The organism is Hymenobacter wooponensis, assembly GCF_004745865.1.
In the GTDB taxonomy this organism is placed as follows: Bacteria; Bacteroidota; Bacteroidia; order Cytophagales; family Hymenobacteraceae; genus Hymenobacter; species Hymenobacter wooponensis.
The window spans coordinates 44,762-67,732 of the sequence record NZ_SRKZ01000002.1 but is presented as its reverse complement, the minus strand read 5'-3'; the positions used below and the strand labels follow the sequence as shown (position 1 = coordinate 67,732).

22 protein-coding genes are annotated in these 22,971 nt (G+C 55.5%); 12 read left to right on the top strand and 10 right to left on the bottom strand.

Annotated features, from left to right (window positions below):
- Window positions 1-135: 135 nt before the first annotated feature.
- Together EU557_RS06405 and EU557_RS06400 are read right to left on the bottom strand one after the other, a co-directional pair.
- Window positions 136-663, bottom strand: a complete 528-nt coding sequence (locus EU557_RS06405) for a T9SS type A sorting domain-containing protein (RefSeq protein WP_135529607.1) — start codon at window positions 661-663, stop codon at window positions 136-138.
- Between the two features lie 286 nt (window positions 664-949).
- Window positions 950-1,711, bottom strand: coding sequence for a biotin--[acetyl-CoA-carboxylase] ligase (locus tag EU557_RS06400; RefSeq protein WP_245326186.1), 762 nt, complete (start codon window positions 1,709-1,711; stop codon window positions 950-952).
- Between the two features lie 42 nt (window positions 1,712-1,753).
- Here EU557_RS06400 and rsfS point away from each other — a divergent pair, with 42 nt between their 5' ends.
- Window positions 1,754-2,146: a ribosome silencing factor gene (rsfS, locus tag EU557_RS06395; protein ID WP_135529605.1), complete on the top strand. Its 393-nt coding sequence runs from the start codon at window positions 1,754-1,756 to the stop codon at window positions 2,144-2,146.
- A gap of 100 nt (window positions 2,147-2,246) precedes the next feature.
- Window positions 2,247-4,364: an ATP-dependent zinc metalloprotease FtsH gene (ftsH, locus tag EU557_RS06390; protein ID WP_135529604.1), complete on the top strand. Its 2,118-nt coding sequence runs from the start codon at window positions 2,247-2,249 to the stop codon at window positions 4,362-4,364.
- Window positions 4,365-4,490: 126 nt separating this feature from the next.
- Here ftsH and EU557_RS06385 read toward each other — a convergent pair whose 3' ends face one another.
- A complete protein-coding gene (locus EU557_RS06385) occupies window positions 4,491-4,802 on the bottom strand; it encodes a hypothetical protein (protein ID WP_135529603.1) in 312 nt (103 codons plus the stop codon).
- A 247-nt stretch (window positions 4,803-5,049) separates the two neighbouring features.
- Between EU557_RS06385 and EU557_RS06380 the strand changes: the two genes are divergently transcribed.
- The 5 genes from EU557_RS06380 (at window position 5,050) to EU557_RS06360 (ending at window position 11,590) form a co-directional block, all read left to right on the top strand.
- Entirely contained in the window at window positions 5,050-5,712 is a 663-nt protein-coding gene (locus EU557_RS06380) for a LutC/YkgG family protein (protein ID WP_135529602.1), read from the top strand.
- A complete protein-coding gene (locus tag EU557_RS06375) occupies window positions 5,687-6,484 on the top strand; it encodes a UDP-2,3-diacylglucosamine diphosphatase (RefSeq protein WP_135529601.1) in 798 nt (265 codons plus the stop codon). Before EU557_RS06380 ends, EU557_RS06375 begins: the two co-directional genes overlap by 26 nt.
- Window positions 6,420-7,418, top strand: a complete 999-nt coding sequence (locus EU557_RS06370; protein ID WP_167855106.1) for a hypothetical protein — start codon at window positions 6,420-6,422, stop codon at window positions 7,416-7,418. Before EU557_RS06375 ends, EU557_RS06370 begins: the two co-directional genes overlap by 65 nt.
- 202 nt (window positions 7,419-7,620) lie before the next feature.
- The gene (locus tag EU557_RS06365) at window positions 7,621-8,784 is read left to right on the top strand and encodes a zinc-dependent alcohol dehydrogenase (protein WP_135529599.1); all 1,164 of its coding nucleotides are present in this window, start codon (window positions 7,621-7,623) and stop codon (window positions 8,782-8,784) included.
- 169 nt (window positions 8,785-8,953) lie between these two features.
- The gene (locus tag EU557_RS06360) at window positions 8,954-11,590 is read left to right on the top strand and encodes a S8 family serine peptidase (protein ID WP_135529598.1); all 2,637 of its coding nucleotides are present in this window, start codon (window positions 8,954-8,956) and stop codon (window positions 11,588-11,590) included.
- Between the two features lie 187 nt (window positions 11,591-11,777).
- Here the strand turns inward: EU557_RS06360 and EU557_RS06355 are convergent, their stop codons facing one another.
- Window positions 11,778-12,581, bottom strand: a complete 804-nt coding sequence (locus EU557_RS06355; RefSeq protein WP_135529597.1) for a M57 family metalloprotease — start codon at window positions 12,579-12,581, stop codon at window positions 11,778-11,780.
- A gap of 376 nt (window positions 12,582-12,957) precedes the next feature.
- On the opposite strand from EU557_RS06355, the gene EU557_RS06350 reads away from it, so the two are divergent.
- Window positions 12,958-14,529, top strand: a complete 1,572-nt coding sequence (locus EU557_RS06350; protein WP_210116000.1) for a PSP1 domain-containing protein — start codon at window positions 12,958-12,960, stop codon at window positions 14,527-14,529.
- A 3-nt stretch (window positions 14,530-14,532) separates the two neighbouring features.
- Window positions 14,533-15,042, top strand: coding sequence for a gliding motility lipoprotein GldH (locus EU557_RS06345; protein WP_245326185.1), 510 nt, complete (start codon window positions 14,533-14,535; stop codon window positions 15,040-15,042).
- Between the two features lie 174 nt (window positions 15,043-15,216).
- Here EU557_RS06345 and EU557_RS06340 read toward each other — a convergent pair whose 3' ends face one another.
- Window positions 15,217-15,408: a cold-shock protein gene (locus EU557_RS06340; protein ID WP_135431636.1), complete on the bottom strand. Its 192-nt coding sequence runs from the start codon at window positions 15,406-15,408 to the stop codon at window positions 15,217-15,219.
- 146 nt (window positions 15,409-15,554) lie between these two features.
- On the opposite strand from EU557_RS06340, the gene EU557_RS06335 reads away from it, so the two are divergent.
- Complete coding sequence (locus tag EU557_RS06335; RefSeq protein ID WP_135529596.1) at window positions 15,555-16,547, top strand: hypothetical protein; 993 nt, start codon at window positions 15,555-15,557, stop codon at window positions 16,545-16,547.
- Between the two features lie 67 nt (window positions 16,548-16,614).
- Here EU557_RS06335 and EU557_RS06330 read toward each other — a convergent pair whose 3' ends face one another.
- Window positions 16,615-17,481: a hypothetical protein gene (locus EU557_RS06330; RefSeq protein ID WP_135529595.1), complete on the bottom strand. Its 867-nt coding sequence runs from the start codon at window positions 17,479-17,481 to the stop codon at window positions 16,615-16,617.
- Between the two features lie 163 nt (window positions 17,482-17,644).
- Between EU557_RS06330 and EU557_RS06325 the strand changes: the two genes are divergently transcribed.
- Window positions 17,645-18,439, top strand: coding sequence for a phosphatase PAP2 family protein (locus tag EU557_RS06325; RefSeq protein ID WP_135529594.1), 795 nt, complete (start codon window positions 17,645-17,647; stop codon window positions 18,437-18,439).
- Between the two features lie 69 nt (window positions 18,440-18,508).
- Here EU557_RS06325 and EU557_RS06320 read toward each other — a convergent pair whose 3' ends face one another.
- Window positions 18,509-19,558 (bottom strand): ComEA family DNA-binding protein, encoded by a 1,050-nt coding sequence (locus tag EU557_RS06320; RefSeq protein ID WP_135529593.1) that lies wholly within the window; start codon window positions 19,556-19,558, stop codon window positions 18,509-18,511.
- A gap of 296 nt (window positions 19,559-19,854) precedes the next feature.
- Here EU557_RS06320 and EU557_RS06315 point away from each other — a divergent pair, with 296 nt between their 5' ends.
- Window positions 19,855-20,439, top strand: a complete 585-nt coding sequence (locus EU557_RS06315; protein ID WP_167855105.1) for a DinB family protein — start codon at window positions 19,855-19,857, stop codon at window positions 20,437-20,439.
- A 26-nt stretch (window positions 20,440-20,465) separates the two neighbouring features.
- Here EU557_RS06315 and EU557_RS06310 read toward each other — a convergent pair whose 3' ends face one another.
- The 3 genes from EU557_RS06310 to EU557_RS06300 all read right to left on the bottom strand — a co-directional run bounded on the left by EU557_RS06310 (window position 20,466) and on the right by EU557_RS06300 (window position 22,921).
- Window positions 20,466-21,230, bottom strand: a complete 765-nt coding sequence (locus tag EU557_RS06310; RefSeq protein WP_135529591.1) for a fatty acid desaturase family protein — start codon at window positions 21,228-21,230, stop codon at window positions 20,466-20,468.
- A gap of 75 nt (window positions 21,231-21,305) precedes the next feature.
- Complete coding sequence (locus EU557_RS06305; RefSeq protein WP_135529590.1) at window positions 21,306-21,986, bottom strand: DUF4166 domain-containing protein; 681 nt, start codon at window positions 21,984-21,986, stop codon at window positions 21,306-21,308.
- 20 nt (window positions 21,987-22,006) lie between these two features.
- The gene (locus EU557_RS06300; RefSeq protein WP_135529589.1) at window positions 22,007-22,921 is read right to left on the bottom strand and encodes a DoxX-like family protein; all 915 of its coding nucleotides are present in this window, start codon (window positions 22,919-22,921) and stop codon (window positions 22,007-22,009) included.
- Window positions 22,922-22,971: the final 50 nt, after the last annotated feature.

The window sequence follows — 22,971 nt, the reverse complement described above, 5'->3', positions numbered from 1 at the left end:
AAGTTGCTCAACCAACAGTTCGGCTCAGAAAACATCAAATCAGTAAAAAATGTGCAACAAGCCATTGACAGCCAGCAATAAAAAAGGCAGCCCCGCGTGAGGACTGCCTTTTTTATTGCTGGAACAATTTGAAGCTTAGTTTTGAAGAACTAGCCGCTTAGTGCTCATTACCTTGTTGTCGAGCACGAGGCTGTAGAAGTACATACCCGGGGGCAAGTCGGAAAGGTTGAGGGCCATTCCACCGTCGGCGGCTTCGGGGCGTAAAGACACTGTACGCACTTCCCGACCAATAATATTATTCAAACGCAGCTTGTAGTCGGCAGTGAATTTTTGACCTAGCGAAACTGTGACAAGGCCACGAGCCGGGTTAGGATACACTGACAGCGTTGGCGCTAAACCACGAGCAGCTGAGCTGGGAGCCGCAACAGTTGGAGACTGAGTAAAATTCTGATCTAAGCGCAGAAAAGAAACAGTAGGAGTAGAAAAGCTGTATTGAGGCAACGTATACCACGTGCGGGTTTCGTGCTTCGTGAGCAGATAGCTCGCTTTATCGGTATGCCAAGGCAAAGCGCCACTAGGACGATATGTAGCGGTAGCCGCCACTATTGGCAACTGCACGAGCAGTACCATAGCCAGGGAAAGAAAACGAGTAAATATGTTCATGGCATTAAGACAGAAAAACAGCCGCTAAAGCAGCATGTGAAAGGTAAGCGGAAGCTTCTACCAAAACTGGCAGTCATGATCCGTATATGCTACAATGACAAGCACCATGCCCGTTTTACACCGGAGCTGTGCCTTGTAAAGCAGTAGATGATTACTTAGAGCAGAAAGTTGCCCAAAAGGTTTAAAAACTATACGCTAAGCCAAAAATAATCGTTGGCTTAATATATAGAGAAAACTTTGTCATTACCGGATCTATCAAAGGTAGAGGGAAAAAATTAAGATAGGATTATACATAGCGAATTTCCTTTAAATCGAAGTAGCGCAGCTGCCCATTGATATGCAGTGCCAGCCGCCCAGCTTCATCTACTCCCACTATTATTCCACGTACGCGGCGGCCATCTACTTCGTACTCGTGCTCCTCCTGGTAACGGTAAAGTACCCGCAGATAATCATGGCGTAAGGCTCCTACGCGCCCGGAACGGAGTTGCAGATAACGGCGTTCTAAACTTTCCAGCAGCCGCGCGGCTACAGTAGGCAATTGGTAAGCGCGACCGGTTAGTTTAGCCAATGAGGTAGCCGTTGGCACGCCGAATTCTCGCTGGTTAATATTTAATCCTATTCCTACAATGCTATACTGAATCTTCAGGCCCTGAAGTGTGTTCTCAATCAGGATGCCACCTAACTTTTGGCTTCCGTAAAAGATGTCATTTGGCCACTTGACCCGTAACGCAGGGTCGGTGCCAAGCAAGGCCGTTGCCCAGTCGTGAATGGCTAGTGCAACAGCTTGGCTTAGCTGAAACTGATCAGCGGCTGGTAGAAATGCCGGCTGCCAGACCACTGACATCGTCAGGTTTTCCCCCGGAGCGGCTTCCCATTGGTTGCCACGTTGACCTCGGCCAGCGGTCTGTTTGTCGGTAATGACACAGCAGCCATCCGTGGCCCGGTTTTGGACAGCCAGTTGTTGTGCCTCCGTGTTTGTGGAGGCACATTCGGGCAACCAGACAAGCTGTTGGCCCGTGAAGAGAGTTTGGGGGGATATAGCGTCCACCTGATTTTCGTACTTTGTGACGTTCAAACCTAACAATACCCCATGAAAAGTACCCTGGTTCGGCAGGATTCGGACAAGTTGGCAGATGTAGTAGTACGCGGCATGCAAGAGAAGAAGGCATCCGATATCGTGGTACTCAACCTCAAAGACCTAAAAAATGCTGTAGCAGATTATTTTATTATCTGTTCAGCTTCCTCAGATACACAAATTGACGCTATTGCGCGTTCAGTTGAAGAAGAAGTAGAGAAGCTCATCGGACAAAACCCCTGGCAAACTGAGGGGCGTATGAACCGTGAGTGGGTATTGCTTGACTATGTAGATGTAGTAGTGCACGTATTCTTGCGCGACCGTCGGCAGTTTTATGCCCTCGAGGAGCTGTGGGGTGATGCTGAAATCACTTACGTGGAAGAAGAAACTGCCGCTTCGGTAAAGTAAATGCCCGCTGGTTGCGTCTAGGTAGCTGAGATGGTTCTGCGCCAACAAACCCAGCGTTGGCGTGTTCCGCTTTTGTTTTTCGCTTTAGTAACTCCTATTCATGCCTGATACAAGCCCTAAAAAGAAAAAACCCATGCTGCCTAACCCCGCGCCACGGCCCGGAATGCAGCTGTGGGTGCTGACGGGGCTGGTAGTTTTCATCCTGGGGATGATCTACCTCAACCGCAGCACTACCCTGATAGAAATTAAACAGCGGGATTTTGAGCAGATGCTGACTGCTGGCGACGTAGCTGACGTGTCGCTGGTCAATGACCGCCAAGTGAAAGTCACGCTAAAGCGCGAGGCGTTAGCCAAGCCTGAATACAAGCAGAAGCTTGTGTCTCGTGGTCCGCTTACTACCGCCAATGACCCCGGCCCTCAGTTTGGATTCCGGGTGGTAGATGGTAAAACGTTCAAAGCTGACCTGGATAAGCTACAGTCGACCTTACCCGCTGACCGGCAAGTAGGCCTGCGCGTAGCCGATGAAACCAGCTATGGTGACTATGTCACTACCTGGGGCTTTATGCTCTTGCTGTTCGTAGGTTTCTGGTTCCTGATGCGCCGCATGAGTGGTGCTGGCGGACCGGGTGGTCAGATATTCAACATTGGTAAGTCGCGCGCTGCTTTGTTTGAAGGCGGCGATAAAGTGAAGATTACCTTCAAGGATGTAGCTGGCCTAGAGGAGGCTAAGGAAGAAGTACAAGAGATTGTAGAGTTCCTGAAGAACCCTTCTAAGTTCACGATCCTGGGTGGTAAGATTCCGAAAGGTGCCCTGCTGGTAGGTCCTCCCGGTACGGGTAAAACCTTGCTGGCTAAAGCAGTAGCTGGTGAAGCTGATGTGCCGTTCTTCTCGCTGTCGGGTTCCGACTTCGTTGAGATGTTCGTGGGTGTAGGTGCTGCTCGGGTGCGTGACCTGTTCAAGCAGGCCAAAGCCAAGGCGCCCTGCATTATCTTCATCGACGAGATTGATGCTATTGGTCGGAGCCGTTCGCGTGGCAACGTACCCGGTGGCAACGATGAGCGTGAGAACACGCTGAACTCCCTGCTGGTAGAAATGGATGGTTTCGGCACCGACTCTGGGGTCATCATCCTGGCTGCAACCAACCGGCCCGATACCCTAGACTCGGCCCTGCTGCGCCCCGGCCGTTTCGACCGTCAGATCTCTATTGATAAGCCTGACATTAACGGTCGCACGCAGATCTTCAACGTACACTTGAAGCCACTAACCTTGGCTCCCGACGTAGAAGCGAAGAAGTTGGCTGCTCAAACTCCTGGCTTTGCTGGCGCTGAAATTGCCAACGTCTGCAACGAGGCTGCCCTCATTGCCGCGCGCCGCGACAAGAAGATGGTAACCATGCTCGACTTCACCGATGCCGTTGACCGTGTGATCGGTGGCTTAGAGAAGAAGAACAAGATCATCAGCCCCGGTGAGAAGAGAATTGTGGCCTACCACGAAGCCGGTCATGCTATTGCTGGCTGGTTCCTGGAGCACGCCGACCCATTGGTGAAGGTGAGCATCGTGCCTCGTGGCGTAGCGGCGTTGGGTTACGCCCAGTACCTGCCCCGCGAGCAGTTCCTGTACAACACCGAGCAGCTCATGGACGAAATGTGCATGACGCTGGGTGGCCGCGCCGCCGAAGAGCTGGTGTTCGGTAAAATTTCGACCGGAGCACTGAGCGACCTGGAGCGCATCACTAAGATGGCCTACAGCATCGTGACGATGTACGGCATGAATAATAAGCTAGGTAACATCTCGTACTACGACTCGAAAGGGCAGAATGAGTATGGTTTCTCGAAGCCCTATTCAGAAGCTACTTCGCAGATGATTGACGAGGAGGTACGTGGCATCATCGAAGGAGCTTACATCCGCACGAAGGAATTGCTCACGGAGCGTCGCCACGAGCTGGAGGTAATAGCCAAAGAGCTACTGGAAAAGGAAATTCTGCAACAGGATGACTTGGTTCGCTTAGTTGGCCCTCGTCCGTTCGACAGCCAGACTACCTATCAGGCCCACATGGCTGGCACCGACCGTAGCGAAACCTTGAGCGAGCGGAAGCAGGAGCACCCTGGTGTTCCGCTGGGCAATGACTTGCCAGATTTGAATCTGCCAGGTATCGATGGCCCAAATGATTCAACGAGCACCACGGAGCCTAGCGGCAGTGCCGTGACACCGATGTAGTCGATTAATTCAGATTAATAAAAAGGCCTGCTGTATTTAGCAGGCCTTTTTATTTGCCTGTGGTTAAGAAAAGCAATACAGTATTCTTGACTTATCGTGGTATCTATAAACCTATAATAAGCTTGGTTATTCTACAGTAATTTGAGTTACTATCATGTCGTTAGGTGAGCCAGGAGTAAGTGTTACACTCTGAGAAATAGGGACATTTAGCGTGATAGTTTGGCCTGTGGTGAGTGCTTTATCAGCTGTGACATATACCCAAAGCTTTTCACCTTTTACTCGGTTGAGTAGAGTAAATGATTTGGATTGCTTACCTCCAGATGTTTCAGCCCAAGTGATAGTTCCAGTTAGCTCATTACCGGATTTCGCTTCGGCTTCAGCTTGTGTTTCGGCTATTCCAAAGCTGCCAGTAGTTGTAGACTGAGCAAAACCTTTCATAGAGATGGAAACTATAACATTTTGTAGACCTTGTACAACCGGGCTTGGCATAGGGTTATTATCCTTACAACTCGATAAGCTGAGGGCTACAAGGCTCAAGCATGTGAGTGAATACAATCGTTGTAGTAGCATTGTTAAAAGAAAGAAGGTTTTAACGAAGATACGCAAACTGGCCCACAGCTATTAGCAGAAAGACATGGTAACACGTAGTGCGCGGCTTCTATCGCTCAACTGCTACCTTTGTGGTATGGCCGATACCTCTCGCGACATAATCCTGCGCCGCATTCGTGAGGCGTTGCAGAAGCCGGCAGAGCAACCCGCTCGGCCCGACTTCAGCGCTGCGCTACATCCTAGGCCAGTATCCGAGGAAGATTTGGCCATCGACTTCGCGAAAAACTTTGTGCGGGTGGGTGGTCTGTTTTACTACTGCGAGTCGGAAGAGCACTTTTACGATCAGCTATTCGCCTATAAAAAGGAGAAAGAACTGGAGCGGCTGTTTGTATGGGAGCCCGAACTGAAGAAACTCCTGCATGATGGAAACATAGTATTCCAAGGGGACGAAACCGAGTTTTTGGCGCATGCTGATGCTGGCCTAACCTCCTGCGAAGCCCTCGTGGCACGCACCGGGAGTATTCTGGTTAGTGGGGCGAGCAGCAGTGGCCGCCGGCTGAGCATCTATCCCGATCAGCATCTGGTGCTGGCCCGCACCTCGCAGGTAGTGCCTGATATTGGCGATGCCCTGAAGCTGGTGCAGCAGAAGTACGGCCCCGACCGGATACCCTCCATGATTTCCCTGACCACGGGGCCGAGCCGGACGGCTGATATTGAAAAAACGCTGGTACTCGGAGCCCATGGCCCGCGCAGCATTGTGTTGTTTTTGCTGGATGACGCGCCCGCCGCAACTACCTGACCTCGCGCTGCCTCCGGGCCGCAAAGTATATTTTGCCTCTGACTTCCATCTCGGAGCCCCCGATGCCGCCCGCTCCCTGGAGCGGGAGCGGCGCATTGTGCGGTGGCTAAGCATGGCCGCTCAGGATGCCGCAGCCATCTATTTGCTGGGCGATATTTTCGACTTCTGGTTTGAATACAAGCACGCCATTCCGCGCGGCTTTATTCGATTGCAGGGAAAGTTGGCCGAGCTTACCGATGCGGGTATTCCGGTGATTTTCTTCACTGGCAACCATGATATGTGGATGTTTGACTACTTCACTAAGGAGTTGGGCATTCCAATTTATCGGCACCCCGTGAGCCAGCGCATTGGAGGGCACCAGTTTCATATTGGGCACGGTGATGGCCTAGGCCCCGGCGACCATACCTATAAAGTATTGAAGCGGGTGTTTGCCTCGCCGCTCGCCCAATGGCTGTTTGCCCGCCTGCATCCTAACTTGGGCATTGGCATTGCCAATCGTTGGAGCCAGCACAGTCGCCTGCAAAATGGGGAAGCCGATAGCAAATACTTTGGCGAAGACGAGTGGCTGTTACAGTACTGTCGGGAGCTAGAAAGGGCCTTCCACCACGAGTACTACATCTTTGGGCACCGGCATTTGCCGCTTGATGTGGTCGTAGGCCCCGGTAGTCGCTATCTTAACCTCGGCGAATGGGTCAATTATTGCTCCTATGGCCAATACGATGGCACTGAACTGGCGCTGCGGCATTTTGAAGCCGAAGAAATTAAAAGCTAAGAGCGAGAAGTGGCCTAGCCACAAGGTTGGGCAGCTGACTACTGGCCTGCTAGGTATTGCTGCCAGCTTTGCGCTGCTACTTCCTGCTCAGGCCCAAACTACTGCTCCGGCGGCAGGCTCGGTGGCTCCCGCCGCCCAGGCCTCACCTGTAGTGACGGTACCCACAGATACCAAACCGACTACTCCCGGCACGTGGCAGCTTGTGCGCACTGTGGCCTTAGCCAAGCCAGGCCCCGCTTCCCTCGACCGGCGGGGGAACCTCTACGTTACTGACTCGCAGAATAATGTGCACCAGTACGGGCCCGACGGGCAGGCGCTTAATGTGTATTCGCCGCCGTTGCCTGGGCACACGGCCCAGCTGGAGGCCTGGAACACCACTAAAATTTTGGTCTTTTACGATGACCGACAAGAGCTGGTGCTGCTCGACCGTTTCTTGGCACCCATCAGTAAACTCTCGCTACTGGACTATTTCGATGGGATGGTGCGCACCGCTACGCTAGCCCCCGACGACCGGTATTGGCTGCTGAACGAATCGGACCTGACGCTGCGGCAACTGGATGCAACTTCCGGCCGGTTTACCATTACCACGCCACTAGACTTGCTCATCGGGCGCAGCCGCCCCGACTTCAGATTTCTGCGCGAGTACCAGAACAACCTCTACCTGGTTGATAATAAGAATGGGGTCTATGTGTTGGATAATCTGGGTAATTATCGAAAGAAGCTGCCTTTCCCTGGATTGACTACTCTAGGTTTCCGGGGTGATGAACTGTATTACTTGGCCGCTGACGGCGTACATTTCTTTCACCTCTACACTCTGGCCGAGCGTAGGTTGGCACTGCCCGTCGCGCAACCTATAGAGGTGCGGCAGGTTTTGGTAGGTGAGCAGTATGCCTACGTGCTAACTGCCACTGGCCTACAAGTGTACCGCCTCTAGGCCAGTAGGTGGAGGGTACTGTACTGGTACACCATCTAGCTCTGCCCCAGGCAGCAGCTAGCCGGGGAGTTGTTGCCCATATAGCTAAGTAGGAGTGGGAGAATGAGTAAGCTCATCCATAACCCCTGTTCAGCTGGACCGTTAGGAGTGTAAGCCTACCGGCCCGCTGTCCTTTTCACTCCACAACTCCTACAACCAAGTTATGAAAGCACTCGTGTATCACGGGATGAAAGACGTGCGCGTCGACACCGTGGACGACCCCAAAATTGAAGACGCCCGCGACGCCATCATCCGCGTTACCAGCACCGCCATTTGCGGCTCCGACTTGCACATCTACAACGGTAGCATTCCGCAGCCCCGCCCAATGGTGCTAGGCCACGAGTTTATGGGTATTGTGGAGGAAGTAGGCAAAGGAGTAGGCGGCAAGCTGAAAGTAGGCGACCGGGTAGTAGTACCTTTTCCCATTGCCTGCGGTACTTGCTACTTCTGTAATCATCAACTGCCGGGGCACTGTGAGAACTCCAACCCCGAGCACTATGGGCCCGAAGGTGGCCTAATGACCGAAAAAGGTGGCGCCCTCTTTGGCTATACTGACATATACGGTGGCTACAACGGCGGCCAGGCCGAGTATGTGCGCGTGCCTTACGCTGATTTTGGCCCGCGCGTAATTCCAGATTCTTTAACCGATGAGCAGGCCCTGTTCCTGACGGACATTTTCCCCACTGGATACTCCGGTATCGAATGGGGTGAGGTGAAAGGCGGCGAGATTGTGGCCATTTTTGGCGCCGGTCCGGTGGGTGTAATGGCCGCTAAGTCGGCGTGGCTGCGTGGCGCTGCCCGCGTAATTATTATTGATACGCTGCAGTACCGGCTGGATAAAGCCAAAGCCTCTACCTACTCAGAAACCATACGCTGGGAAGATGCCAAGTCTACGGTTGAGCAAATCCGGGACATGAGCGGCGGCCGTGGCGCTGATGTGTGCGTAGAGTGCGTAGGCTTCGAGCCCGATCGGGACCTACTAGACCGGGCCAAAGCCGTGTTGAACTTTGAAAAAGGCTCTCCCAAAGTGCTTGAGGCCTGCATGAGCGCCGTGCGGCGTGGCGGTATCGTATCGGTGCTGGGCGTATATAGCTCCCCGTTTGATAACTTCCCTATTCATCAGTTCTTCGATAAGGGTATCACCATCCGGGGTGGTCAGGCTCCGGCCCAAAAGCATATCGATAAGCTGCTGCAGTACGTAATAGAGGGCAAAGTAGTCCTCGATGATATTATCACTCACCGGATGCCGCTGGCCGAAGCCGCGCATGGGTACGACATCTTCCGCAATAAGAAAGACAACTGCGTAAAAGTGGTGCTGAAGCCGTGAGTAAGGGCTTCGCTCATTGAAAAAAGGGCTGGCCTTTGGTCGGCCCTTTTTTGTGCCCTAGGCAGAAGGAGAGATATTAAGCACCAGGGTATTTATCCCTACATTTGAAAAGGAGGGCTTCGGGTCTCCTACCGCGCCGTCCTACCTTCATCACAACCAAACTCCTGCTATGTCTGCTGCTCTCCCGGCCTGCCGGCTTGTCCGTCGTTTTCTATTTGCAACGGCTTTAGGAGCAGCTATTAATTGGGTGTCAAGCACCAGTAAGGCCCAGAATACAGCACCAGAGTTGGTAGGAGCCCGCCGTCTTGCCCCAGGAATTTCGGCAGGGCGTGCCGTGCAAACTGTGCGCGTAAGCGTAACTGATGTTGCCGCTTTCCAAAAATGGCTGGCCCAGGAGCAGCCGGGTGCTATCGCAATAGCGGAGCCTCGGCAACCGAGAATAGTGCGTGTACAGGGAGCTAGCCCCGCAGTGCTGGCTGGCTGCCGCTGGGTGCAGTTTGTGGATACAGCCAACCGCAAGGCCCACGATGAGCGCCAGCTTAACGGTGCTGATTTCGCCGCCAACAAGGTCAGTCCCGTGCATAGCCGCTATCCGCAACTGACGGGTAGTGGCCTAACCGTGTCGGTGAAAGAGAACCCGCTAGATATTCAGGATATCGATTTCAGGGGGCGGCTGATAAATCCTGACCCACGGGCGGTTCTTCAGTCGTCTCACTCTACTATCATGGCCACTTTGATTGCGGGGGGCGGCAACTCTTCGCCCAATGGCAAAGGAGCGGCGTGGCAGGCGCGCATTGCGCAGTCAGACTATGAAAATTTACTGCCAGACGATGGCGCTCTACTAGCACAGCAAGGAGTGACCGTACAGAACCACTCCTATGGTGTAGGTATTGAAAATTACTACGGCCTGGAAGCCAAAGCCTACGATGAGCAAACCCGCCAATACCCGGCGCTGCTCCACGTATTCTCGTCTGGTAACTCCGGCAACCAAACCAGCACTGCAGGCCCATACGCTAATCTGCCGGGCATAGCTAACCTGACGGGCCAGTTTAAGATGGCCAAAAACGTGCTGCTGGTAGGGGCTACCGATGCGCTAGGCCAGGTAGCTCCGCTCAGCTCCCGCGGCCCCGCCTACGACGGGCGCGTAAAACCCGAGCTAGTGGCCTACGGCGACGGCGGCTCCTCGGAGGCCGCCGCGCTGGTTTCGGGAATCAGTTTGCTGGTGCAGCAGGCTTACCGAGACCAGCACGGAGCCGTGCCACCGGCCACGCTGGTGAAGGCCGCTCTGCTGAATAGTGCCGATGACACCGGTCGGCCAGCCGTAGATTTTGAGTCGGGCTACGGGCAGGCCGATGCCTTGGGCGCTGTGCAAACAATTCTGGAAAACAGGTTTTCGCAGGGCAGCGTAGGCCAGGGGCAAGAGCAGGTAATACCACTTACAGTACCCCCCGGAGCCCAGCAACTGAAAGTTACGCTGGTGTGGGCCGACCCCGAAGCCGCTGCCAATGCTCCCCGCGCCCTGCTCAACGACCTCGACCTAACGTTGGTGCGCCCCACCAATGGGCAGCGCTGGTTGCCCTGGACGTTAAGCGCCTATCCGCACCTTGATTCATTAAAGCTCCCGGCCCAAAGGCGCCCTGATCACCTCAACAACGCTGAGCAAATAACACTAGATGTTCCGGCGCCTGGCGCGTACGAACTGCACGTGCGGGGCTACCAAATTGTGCAAGGTCCCCAAGCCTTTAGTGTGGCCTACGAGTATGGGCAAGGCTTTACCTGGACGCAGCCCACTGCCGCGCGCAACCTGCCAGCGGGCGCCCCGGCTCTGTTACGCTGGCAATGGCTGGGCCCCGCCACAACTGCCCAATTAGAGTATCGTGCAGTTGGCCGAAGCCAATGGCAAGTGCTGAGCCCAGCGGTCAGCCTTGGGCAACAGTACTTCCTCTGGACCACCCCCGACACCACGGCACCCATGCAGGTGCGCATGCGTACTGGCACCGCCGCCTATGAATCTGACACTTTTTTGGTAGCTAGGCCACTGGCGCTACAAGTAGGCTATGCCTGTCCCGAGGAAACGCTGCTGACTTGGGCACGAGTACCAGGGGCCACCCAATACCAGGTATACAGGTTGGGCGCTACTCAGCTAGAGCCCTTCCGGCTGGTATCCGATACGGTTCTGTTCCTGACGCCAGCCGAAGCCGCCCAGCGCTACTACTCCGTGGCTCCCATTGTGCGAGGCAAAGTAGGGGAGCGAGGCAGTACCCCCGACATCACGCAGGAGGCCTACGGCTGCTACATCCGGTCATTCATACCCCGGCAGCTGGTTTCCGATACGGTGCAGTTTCAGTTGCAGCTAGGCACCACATATCGGTTAAAGACCGTGCAGCTTGAACGCCGCGAGCCAGATGGCTCTTTCCGGGTAGTCCAGACAATAGCGCCAGCGCTGAGTTCAATTCTGATTGATCAAGCTCCAGTGTCTGGTCGGGCCGAGTATCGGGTGCGCGTAGAGGCGCAAACGGGTCGTATCTATTATAGCGCCCTCGAAGAAGCCTTTTTTGTTCGCAAAACAGATGTGTTGGTTTATCCGGTGCCCGTGGCGCAAGGCGAGCCCCTAACGGTAGTTGGTCCGAAAGGGGAGCCAATTCGGGTGCGGGTGTATGATATGCTCGGGCGCTTCCGGGGGGAGGCTTCCGCCGATGGGGCCATCAACTCCATAGTGCTGCCCATGGTGGGCAAGGGAGCGTTCTTGCTGCGCATAAGTGCAGGCGCCAGGCCCGAGCAGACGCGCCGTATCTTAGTCTTGTAGGGCGCTGCATTAAGCTGCCCAGCCACTATGATAGGTTGGTTGGGCAGTAGCAAAGAAATCAACTAGCTCCGGCTTCGGTGACTAATAACTAGCACGTAGTCAGCCGCTCTATAAACACCAAAAAAGCCCCCAGCTCCAATGAGCTGGGGGCTTTTGCTAAGCTAACAGGCCACTGCTGGCCTAGCGCTTAGTACAAGTAGCTAAGCGCTGTGCGGTCGTTGGCATTGAACGGACGGTCTACGCCAGTGCCGATGCAAGCCAGCATCCAGGAGTTCGGATCTGGGCCCGAAGGAGTACCAGGAATCAGGATAGCGCCTACCGTGCTAGCACCTTCGTTTACAGCCGAACCACCGCAGCTATACTGACGGCTCATGTAGTCGGTGTGACGGAAGCCAATGCAGTGGCCAATTTCGTGAGCCAATACCGAGGCAATGGTGGTAGTAGCGTAGCTGGTGCCCAGAGCATCGGAGTTTACCAGTACTTGGTTATAGGGGTTGCCGCCCGAGGGGAAGCCTGCCGAAGCTAGATACGAAGAGCCAGTTGGAGCCTTGGTCAGAACGATGCTACCGCCCGACGTCACACGCGAGAAGCGCAGCTGTAGGTTTTGCGCATTGTACCGACGGATAGCCTCATCAGCCGCCGTAACATATGCTGAGGGCAAGGTAGTAGATACGCGTACCGTGATAGTGCGGGGCAGGCCCGTTACCAAATTGGTGGTGCGGTACTGCTCATCTTCACCTACGCGCATCACCTTGTAATCGGGCTTGCTGGCGAGCATGTCGTTGGTGAGCATAATGTCACCTTCTACCATTACGCCACCGTCAACTAGGCGCGCTTCAGCGGCTGAGAAGCCAAGTGCTTTGATTTGACCAATGGTGGTTTCAGACACTTCGTTCTTGACCTCAACATTGGCTTTTTCCTGGCACGATGCCAGTGAGAAAGCTGCCGCCGCAAACAGCGCAAGGGGGGTGAGTACTCTTGAATTTTTCATGTGTTTTGGTTGTGGTTAGTGAAAAGATCGATGAAAAGGTAGGGATATATTAATGACTTGTCAAAATGAGCGGGTCTATTTTGCCAAAATTATATACTAATATTAATAGATGTGTATGAAATAAAACAGGAAGTCTACAGGTGGGAATTTGAACTTTTCTATTTTGAGAAAAATAGAAGACCGTGAAACCTTCCACTACTATGCCACCGTTTAAGGCTGCTGCCTTAACTTGGAAGCAGCGACAAAGGGCAGAGTTTTGCGCACAAGGGTGGCTAATAGCCCTAGCCGGCCTTGCGCCGCCTAAATCTGTATCTTTGTACAAGACCATTTTCGTGCGGACTCCTTTCCTCCGCCTTACCTATAGATTCTACAAGCCGTGGCTTGCACTTCCTGCTCCTCCGGTGGAGGCTGCTCCACTACATCTGCCAAGGGCTGCGGCTCGAAAGGCAGCTGTAGTAGCGGCTGTACCCGCCTTAATGTATTCGACTGGCTTCAGGACCTCGACCTGCCCAGCGACTTTAAAGAATTCGACATAGTAGAAATCCGCTTCAAAGGCGGCCGCAAAGACTTCTTCCGCAATACCAGTCGCTTGCCCCTTATCACGGGCGACGCCGTGGTAGTAGAAGCCGCCAGCAATGGTTGGCACCTAGGCCACGTCTCGCTCAAAGGTGAGTTGGTGCGCCTACAGATGAAGAAAAAGAAGGTGCCACTTGACTCCAAAGACATCCGTGGCATTCTGCGGGTAGCTACCGACCAGGACGTGGAGCGCTGGAATGCCGTGCGTGACCTGGAAACCGGTACCATGTTTCGGGCCCGTTCGGTGGTAGATGAGCTGCGGCTCAAAATGAAGCTCTCCGATGTAGAGTACCAGGCCGACCGTACCCGCGCCACGTTCTTCTACTCTGCTGAAGACCGCGTTGACTTCCGCGACCTGATCAAGCGCCTCGCCGATGAATTTCGGGTGCGCGTAGAGATGCGCCAGATTTCCCTGCGTCATGAAGCGGGCCGCTTAGGTGGCATTGGCTCCTGCGGGCGGGAACTGTGCTGCTCTACTTGGCTCACTGATTTTAAAAGCGTAAGCACTACGGCGGCGCGTTACCAAAACCTCAGCCTTAATCCCGCCAAGCTCTCTGGCCAGTGCGGGCGCCTCAAGTGCTGCCTCAACTACGAGCTGGATACGTACCTCGATGCCCTGAAGGACATTCCGCAGGTGCAGCGCCCGTTGCTCACGGAAAAAGGCGACTACGTGCTCCAGAAGACTGACATTTTCAAGCGGAAGATGTGGTTTGCCGTACGCGGCGACAATAACTGGGTGGTGCTGCCCACTGAGCGCGTGCGCGAGGTGCAGGAAATGAACAAACGCGGTGAAAAACCCGAAAGCCTGCTCCCACCCGTGCGGGAAGAGGAAAAAGCGCCCGAGGTAACGGCTATTGTAGAAGGCTCCCTGGAGCGCCTCGACGATAAAATCAAAGGCTCTAAGCGCAGCAAACGCAAGAAGCAAAAGGATAAGTCTGCGCCAGCCGCTACTGCGCCAGCTGCCCCCAAAACTGGCCGCCCCGTCACGGGTAAAGTGGTTCCCGCCGATCCATCGGTGCTAGACCCTCAGGCCCCCGCCGAAACGTCGGACACCCCGGCTGGTGAAGTTCGCCGGCCTCGTGGTGCGGCGGCGCGGCCACTCAACCGCCGGGGCCGGGGCCGCGGCGAAGGCAAGCGCAATGATGCTGGGCGTGCCGGAGCCGAAGGAGATACCCCAGCCGGAGAAGGCCGCAACCCGCGTAATGCTGAAGGTCGGACACCGCGTGGCGCTGCACCGGAGGCGGGTTCTGACGCGCCGCGGGCTGCCGGTGAGCCCGGTGGCAATGAGCGCCGTCGGCATAACTCGCGGCGGGGCTCTAGGCCAGGTCGCTCGTCAGAGGGCGGTGCTACTCCTCCAACCCCAGCCTCGTAAGCTATGCGCGCTGTTTTTCGTCTGATGCCCATACTGGGCTTGCTAGGCCTGTTGGTGCTTACTGCCTGCGATTCAGGTCAGGTGTATGAAAAGAATACCGACCTGAAATCACCTTCGGGCGTGCCGTACGTGTGGGCGGTGCAAGAGAAACCCACATTTGAGTTTGAGATACCCGATACAACATTGCGGTATGATGTGTACTTCAATGTGCGCAATGCCTCAAACTACGAGTACTATAATCTCTATGTGAAGCACACCCTTACGGGCCCCGACGGGAAGTCTATCTCGCGGCTGCTGCACCAAATGCTGCTGATGGACCCTCAGACCGGTGAGCCGCGCGGCAATGGTACCGGCGACATTTACGACCACCAGTTTCTGGCCCTGCCTAACCAGCACTTCTCTCAAACTGGTCCGTATAAAATCATGCTAGAGCAGTACATGCGCCAAGATCAACTGCCGAATATCATGGCCGTGGGCGTACGAGTAGCTAAGCATACCGACGCTAAGAAATAGGCTCGGCGACTATTACACAGCAAGCCCCCGGCGGCAGGTATCGACCACTACCTGCTGCCGGGGGCTTGCTATTTAGCCTATGATGCGAGCTGGCTAGGCCATAAAAAACTGCTCCAGCCTACTGCCGAGGGGCAGAAGCTGGAGCAGGCAATAGGCGGGCCGGTGTGGGAAAGGCTAGATGCGCTCTACTTTAACAGCATTCTGACCTTTCTTGCCGTCGATGATGTCGAAGGAAACGCGGTCATTCTCGCGGATTTCGTGAATCAGACCGGTTTGGTGTACGAAAATCTCCTGGCCATTTTCATCCTGTACGATGAAACCATAGCCTTTCGATTCGTTAAAAAATTTCACTTTGCCAGTTTTCATAGCAGGTGTTAAAAATTGTGGGTGAAAGAATGCGGTAAAACTAAGGGGTATTTCCAAACTACGGAAACACGGCGGGGGAGAGAAAGGAACACATAGCGCGGCAGTGCGTATGAATTTACGCATCCTACTTGATATGACACTCTCCCATGCCAGAGCAACCTACTTCCCCGAACCAGAACCCCGCCGCCGCTAGCGAGTCGTTGGCCGCCTCCGAAACGAGCGTAGGCCAGGGTGGCCTAACGGATAATCAGAACCAGGATGAGCGCCCTAATCAGGACGCTAATCCGCATAATCTTCAGACACCGGCGAATACCACTGGCCAGCAGCCATTTGCAAACGACCGGAATCACGAAGAAAATGAGCTGCAAAGCCCCAGCCGGGGTGAGTTTGGGCGGCAAGCAACGCAGGGGGTAACCCAGGGCGGCTACGGCAATGAACTGAGCCGGGGCGCTGAAACCTACGCCGGTACGCTAAATACACCCGGTGCCACAACGGGCTACGACGGCGAGCGAGAGCAGAAGCCAGCTGGCTTTCATGAACCCATGGGCAGCCGCTATGGCGCCGAAGTGGACCCGGCCATCATCCAAGAAAACTCTGCAGTGAGCCCTGGTTTCGCCAACGATAATGCCGCTCCTAAAGGCCTAGACTCAGGATATAGCGAAAACTATGGCACTTCTTCCTTAGGGGGCGGAACGCAAAACGGTACTGCCGCCGCTCAGCCCGATGCCCAGCAACGTAACCAGTCGGAAGACTACCGCCCCGGCCACCCGGAGCAAGGCCCGGCTGGGCTAGATACCGGCCGCGGTGCTACCGGCCCAGCAAACGGCGACCAAGAAGCTGGCACCAGTAACACCGGTGGCACGCGTAGCGGCTATAATGCTACTGGCTCCAGCGCCCAAGGCAGCGACCAAAAAGGCTTTGGCTCTAAGGGAGGCTCCTACAACGATGAGTATGACTCTGCCAACAACAGCGGCCAACCGGGCTCGCCCTCGCGGGGCGACTACGACAAGCAGGATGCTGCGCAGAACTACGGTGGCGCAGCCGGTGACCGAAATAGCCAGCAAGAGTCGCCAGATTATGGCTCCGCGCCGCGCCGGGCCGAGTCTCATGATGAGTCTGCTACGCCTAAACCAGAATAGGTGCTAAGCCCAATCACGCAAAAGCGCCGCCTACTAGATAGTAGGCGGCGCTTTTGCGTGATTGGGCTTAGTCTTTTTTCTTGGCGTGGTAGATGCGGCCCTTCTCATTGCTGAGAATGAACTCCTGGTTGCTGGTAAACACGATGGCCTCGGCTTGGCCCGTGGAAGGAATGGGTAGGCAGGTTTTCAGGCCGTCGAAGAGGCGGCGGCCAGGCAAGCGCTCAATCATGTACACGTGGCCGTAGCCTAGCAGTGCCACCTGCCGCCCATTAGGGCTAATGTCGGCGGAGGTAATCCAAGTGTTGATCTTAAGACTATCGGCCAGGCGAGCGGTGTGGTGGCCTGGCTGAGCCGGCAGCACGTACTCCTTTACCCATTGGCCTGCGCCGCGGTTTTTGGTAAAGAGATAGAGACTATCCTGATAATAGTAAAAAGCCTCGCAATCGAAGTTGCGGTCGGGTTTGCGCGGCGGAAATTTCCGCTGGTCGGCATACTCAAAACGGATAGTATCAACCTGCTTTAAATCAGGGCCGCTGAGCCGGTAAATGCGCAGGTTGCGGCGCTTGTTTTGGTTATTGCCGAAGTCGCCAATGTACAGGCGCTTTTCATCGTCCTGGGTAAGGTCTTCCCAATCAATATTGATCAAGGGCGCCAAGTCTAGCGTTTGCAGCAGGTCGCCTTGGGGAGTGACTTTGTAGAGCCGAGACGAATTGCCTCCGTCGGCGTGGGTCCAGAGGTCACCTTCCGGATCGGCTATTTCCAGCCCGGAGCTCTCCGCCACCTGCTGCCGATTCAGGCGTCCTATCCGCTGAACATCGTAGGCCTGCTGCACTAGCTTAAACTCACCACGGCCCTTATCGGGACTACACCCACAGACCACCGATTGCAAAAAGACGAAAATGGGGAAGAGTTTATCGCGAAGCAGGAACAACATAGGCAGGAAACAGGCTGCTTGCTCAGCGCTTTACGAACAAGATAGGCCGAGCAAAAACAGGTGGCCGCCGGTAATTACGGCTTTTTTGCGGGAAGGGTACGTATCGGGACTTTTTAAGCGAGTATCTTGTTAGCCATCCCTCCGCCGTAATTACCTCTTAGGAATGCGTTTGGCTTCTGTTTTATTGCTCCTGACCCTGCTGGCCAGTCAGCCCCTTATGGCCCAGGTTTCTGTCCCGTCGGCCCCCGACTCAGTGTCGGTAGCAACTGCCCGACCAGGGCTAGTTTCTTGGATGAAAAAGCCCGCGGTTTGGCATACAGCTATTCCCGTCGGCCTCATTGGCCTTGGCTACATCAGCCGTAACGAGAACGTGCTGGATGAAATTAAGGAAGAGGTAGGGGAGGAAACGCATGAAGCTTTCCCCCATTTCCATACCAGCCTCGATGACTACAGCCGGCACGTACCCATTGTAGTGGCCTACGGGCTGTATGCTGGCGGCATGAAAGGTGCACGCGGCGTTGTGCCCTTCACCATTATTTATGGTCTCTCGCACGCACTAAGCACCGGGGTAGTCAGTAATCTGAAGAATGTCAGCCATACCAAGCGCCCAGATAATGCTCTGGACTTTAGCTCTTTCCCCTCGGCGCACACGGCAGAAGCCTTTATGACAGCCACATTGCTGTATGAGCAATTTGGCCGTACCCGGCCGTGGGTAGCAGTAGGAGGTTATAGTATTGCCACGGCCACTGGGGCCATGCGCATGCTCAACAACCGGCATTGGATTACAGATGTGCTAGCTGGGGCCAGCATTGGGGTGCTGTCGGCGGAGGCAGTTTGGCACTTGTATCCGGTGGCAGCGCATTTGCTGCCGGGGCATGTAGGAGAAAAGCTGCTTCTGGTGCCCACGTACATGCCCGGCGGTGGTATGGGTGTTTCGCTGGCCGTGAAAACCAAGTAAAGTAGCGGTAGGGTAGAAGCCCCTGGTTATAGCCTCTTTGTAGCCCCTTACATTGCGGCCTTGTGTGCGTTAGTCGAACCGCAGGTAAGGCCGCAGCTTTTCTACAGTAGCCTCATCGATGATTCGAATCTGCCGCAGATCAGCAGGCTGCCGGAAAGGGCCGTGCTGCTGCCGGTAGGCCACTACCACGCGGGCCAGGCGCTTGCCAATGTAAGGGTGCGCCTGTAGTACCTCGAATGGCTCAGTATTTATATTGACTGCGGACGGCGCAAAGGCAGCTCCCACAAACGTGTATTTACGCAGGCTGTCAACAAGATCAGGGGCATCGCGGAGACTGTAAATTTCGCCTAACTGCTCTTCCTGCGTGAAGCCACCCAGCCGCTGCCGGTACTCCACCACCCGCCGGGCGTAGCCGCGCCCAATCCCCCGTATCTGCATAAGCTGAGTGGTGTCAGCCAGGTTCAGGTCAAAAGCTGCCAAGTGCGTAGGCTTGCGGGTAAAGCCAGAAGTGGCTGCAGAATATTTGGGGAAACGTGAGTCTAGGCCACTTGTGCCATTCGCGTACTGCCGGGCTCCGCGGGCGGGTAACAACTCCGGCAGTTGCATAAAAGGGGCCAACCGGCTGTACAAAGAATCGGAGAGGCCATAAGTCCGCTTGATCTGTTCCTTCGCCTTGAAGCCACCAATAACATCACGGTAGTGCACCAACCGCCGCGCAATAAAGGCTGGCAACCCACGCGCCTGCCAGTCTAGTTCAGTGAGTTGGTTAGGGTTAAAGGGGGCAAGCGTAACCTGAGGCACGGTAGGCCGTGCTGCATACTCTCGGCGCGGGTAGCGCGACGGATAACGGCGAGGCTGCCGTTGTGCTGCCAACTCAGCGGCCCAAGCATTGAGGCGAGCTTGATCAGAAACTGGGTTATACTGCGGCAGTGCCGGCCGCAGCAGCTCAGGTAGCCAGAGGAGCAGCACCATAAGCAAGAGCAGCACGATAAACCCCGAGGTTTCCCGCCGAGAAAAACCGAAATGACGCCGAAGAGCTACCTGGAGCGGACTGAATAAAGTGCGTTTGCGGGCCCGAGAGGAAGCAGGTTTAGGGCGGGCAGTGCGCGGCGCGGTCATTAGAATAAGAGAATAAGTCGACTTATAGATACAGGGCAGGGAGCTGGCATTGCGCCCTCCAATAGCTTGGCTAATATAAGCTTAATGCGGAGTTAAGTCTGGGGAAATACGTGATAAAGCCGGTTGATAATCATATTTGCCGGTACGTATGCGTTACTAGGCCATGAGCTGCCCGTTTGGCTGGTGCAAGGGCTTTACTCATGAGCAATTTATGCGTACCAGTAGCCGGGCCGTTGGCTAAACCACGCCGGGCGCGTATCATTACATCTGCAATTCGCTTACTTATCAACTCCGCCATGTCTGCCACCACCCGTCGTACTACTGAGTTTCTGGATTCTCTGGCTGCTGACCTGCGCCAGGTGCGCGAAACAGTAGACCGGCGTTTTCGGCCCCTCACCGACGACCAGCTTAACCGCGGTCCGGGACCGGGCAAATGGAGCGTAGGCCAGTGCTTGGAGCACCTCAACATTGTGGGCGGGTTGTACTTGCCCGTCATCAGCAAGAAAATAAAAGCTGCTCAGGAGCGCGGCTCAAAGCCTGCCGAAATGGTGGCGCACGGGTTTATTGGCAAGAGAATGACCGAATCTATGCGGGTGCCCGCCACAGAGAAGGCCATGAAGTCGCCGCAGCAGTATGCGCCTAGCGGGTTCCGCTTGCCCCGTACGGTACTAGAGGTGTTCAGCCGCCAGCTTGATGAACTAAACGGCCTGATCGATCAGACTCGCGGCGTCAATGCCAACGCCATCCGCATTCCCAATCCTATTATTCCGCTGTTGCTGCCTCGCCTTACCGATGCGCTAGAACTATTGGTAGTGCACATGCAGCGCCATATTGCCCAGGCTGAGGCTGTGCTAGATGGCCAAGGTGTGAGCAGGGAGTAGCAATACCGGTTCTAAGCCGCTAAGCTCTAGTGGTGGTGCTCTTCTGGCGGGGGCGGTAGCTCCGCGGCAGCCCGGTGCAGTAGGGCCGTGGGTACGCGCGGGTAATGATGGTGCACGTGGTGGAAGGCAAACGACGACACTACCGGCGTCCAGACCTGGGCCACCGCTGCAGCTGCCCGCGCTGCTGGGTTACGGGAGGCCACGTGGTGTGGGATGTATGAAGCCCAGATGGGCATGGTAGCACTCATGAAGAATGCCACCCCCCAATAGACCAGGCCTACAACGGAGCCCGTCAGGAAATGCAACGCTACGAATGCCGCCAGTAGAAGCACTGTAAAAGCTGTTTCGAGCAGCTGAATACGACGGGTATTGGGAGCAATGCGCAATGACTCGCGGCGAAGCATCAGAATATGCCAGGGGCCTTGCCAGAGCACCCGAGAAAACTTCCAGTTGGCCGGTGCTCCTTCGGGGTCGTCTTCGGTGAGGCAGCGGCCGTGGTGCCGCAAGTGAGTGACTTGCAGGGCATGGCCACTTTTCAAGATCAACAGCCCGCTAAGTGTAAGAATACGCTCATTAACTGGCTTAGACAGGCCTAGGGCATTGTGCATGGCATCGTGCATTTGCACGAATGCCGCCAGGCACACCGCTACGGCCACCGGCACCGCCAGCCACCACCAGCCCACCGCGGCTAGGCCTATGTACAGCGCCGCCAGGGTCCAGGGGCGTGCCAGCTCCACGTACCGCTGGCCGGTTGTGAGTTGTAAGTGGGCGGAGGTGGCGGTAGACTTCATAAGCGTAGCAGTTAGCTGATAGAAAACACGTAGACTAGCGGAGCTGCCACAAGCATAGCAGGCAGAAACTGAAAGCTATTCGCGCCGCTCGTGGCGGCGGGGTAGCGCGTATTCTGGAATAGCCGTGGGTGCCACCGTCTCCCACCGGGGCTGGAAGGAGCCGTGGTATCCGAAGAGCTTGCCAAAAAGTTTGTTGCTGACCTCCACCTGAATGCGGTAGCAGCCGGCGTCGTCATCGTACCATTCCTCTACCTCCGCCAACCCCGAGAAAAGCATGGGAAACCGGAAGTTCAGGAGGCCTTCGTAGAAGCGTTGTTCCCCCGACCGCAGCTGTAGGCCACCTCGCTCCGTTACGGCCAGGTCAATATCTACGGCTAGGTGCTGGTGGGTGCCGAGGTAGTCTACAATGCGGTTGCGCTGCTGGCTCCTAATCATGGTGGCATCGAAGCAGCGGGTGTGTTTAGGAAACTGAAAGCGCCGGATCCAGGTCACGGTTTCGCGCCCGAGCGGGTCAACGTAGGCGTAGTTTTCAATGCGGAAGGGAATGTTCTGGCCCGCCTCCGGAAACATAATATTGCGCATCAGGCCCACCCGCAGGAAAGGTTGCGTGTAAAATGGGCCGTGCCACACCCGCTCCATGGTGCCCTCGCCAATGAATGCCCGTTGGTGCTCACTGGCAAAAGCTAGGCGCTCCTGAATGCGCGGGTGGAGCTTCTGAAAATCGGGGCCGAGCTGCTGCTGATAGATGGATTCCATGGATATATAGGTAGCAAGGGTTATTGAGGAGGCCGACGCAGGCAGCGGCTGGCGCTGGGTAGCTCATCGGATAAGGTGAGGAGGCCTACGGCGGCCAGCGTCATCATGCACAGGTTCAGCGTGAGCGGGTTAAAGGGGGCCACAAACACCATTGGCTGACTAAACAGCGCACCAGCGCCCAATACCACCAGCCCCACCATATTCAGCCAGTACACGGCCCGTAGGCCACTCCTTGGCAGCAGCCAGAACAGCAAGCCGAAGAGGATTTCACCTACGCCCACGGCCGTTGCAATGCCATGCGCCGCCGGAGCAGAAAAGCCTGCTCCCTGCAGAATGCGCAGCTCACCGGTATCGGGGAAAAGCAGCTTGGGTACTACGCCCTGGTAAATCCAGCTGAGGGCCAGCACCAGCCGCACCAGCCATTGCACCAGCGCCAGCCGCACCGACGTAGCGGGCCGGATGCCCTTTTCCAGCCACAGGCGCAGGCAGTCAAAACTCCAGGCTGTAGCCCACCCAATCAGCGGCCGGAAGGCTACTCGGTCGATGACGGCGCCCGGAAGGCCGAAGCGGGTTTGGTAGTCGTAGCCGGTAAGGAAGCGCAGGCCGTTGTCAGTAGGGATATATTTCCAGTAGCCCGCGCCCGTCCGGATCAGGGACAGCCACTCATCCGACCAGAACTTGAGCACCGAGGTCCGCTCACCATTTTTCTCCTTGGTGCCTACGCTTTCGCCTTTGCCCGCTACGCCCAGCCCAAAGCCAATGCGGGTGGCATAGAGGAACTGCTGGGGCTCAGCTTCAGTAGGGCGGGGCAGATAGCGAATTTCACTAAACCGTAGGTCCCACTGCTCATGTAATTCGGGCTGCTGAGTATGCGCCCACAGGGCATCCATGGGGCAATTAATATGCGCCTCAACGTAAATAGGAGGGTTTTTCAAAATATAGCGGCACCCAAGTAGTAATACCTAAGAAAGGTACTACTGTCGAG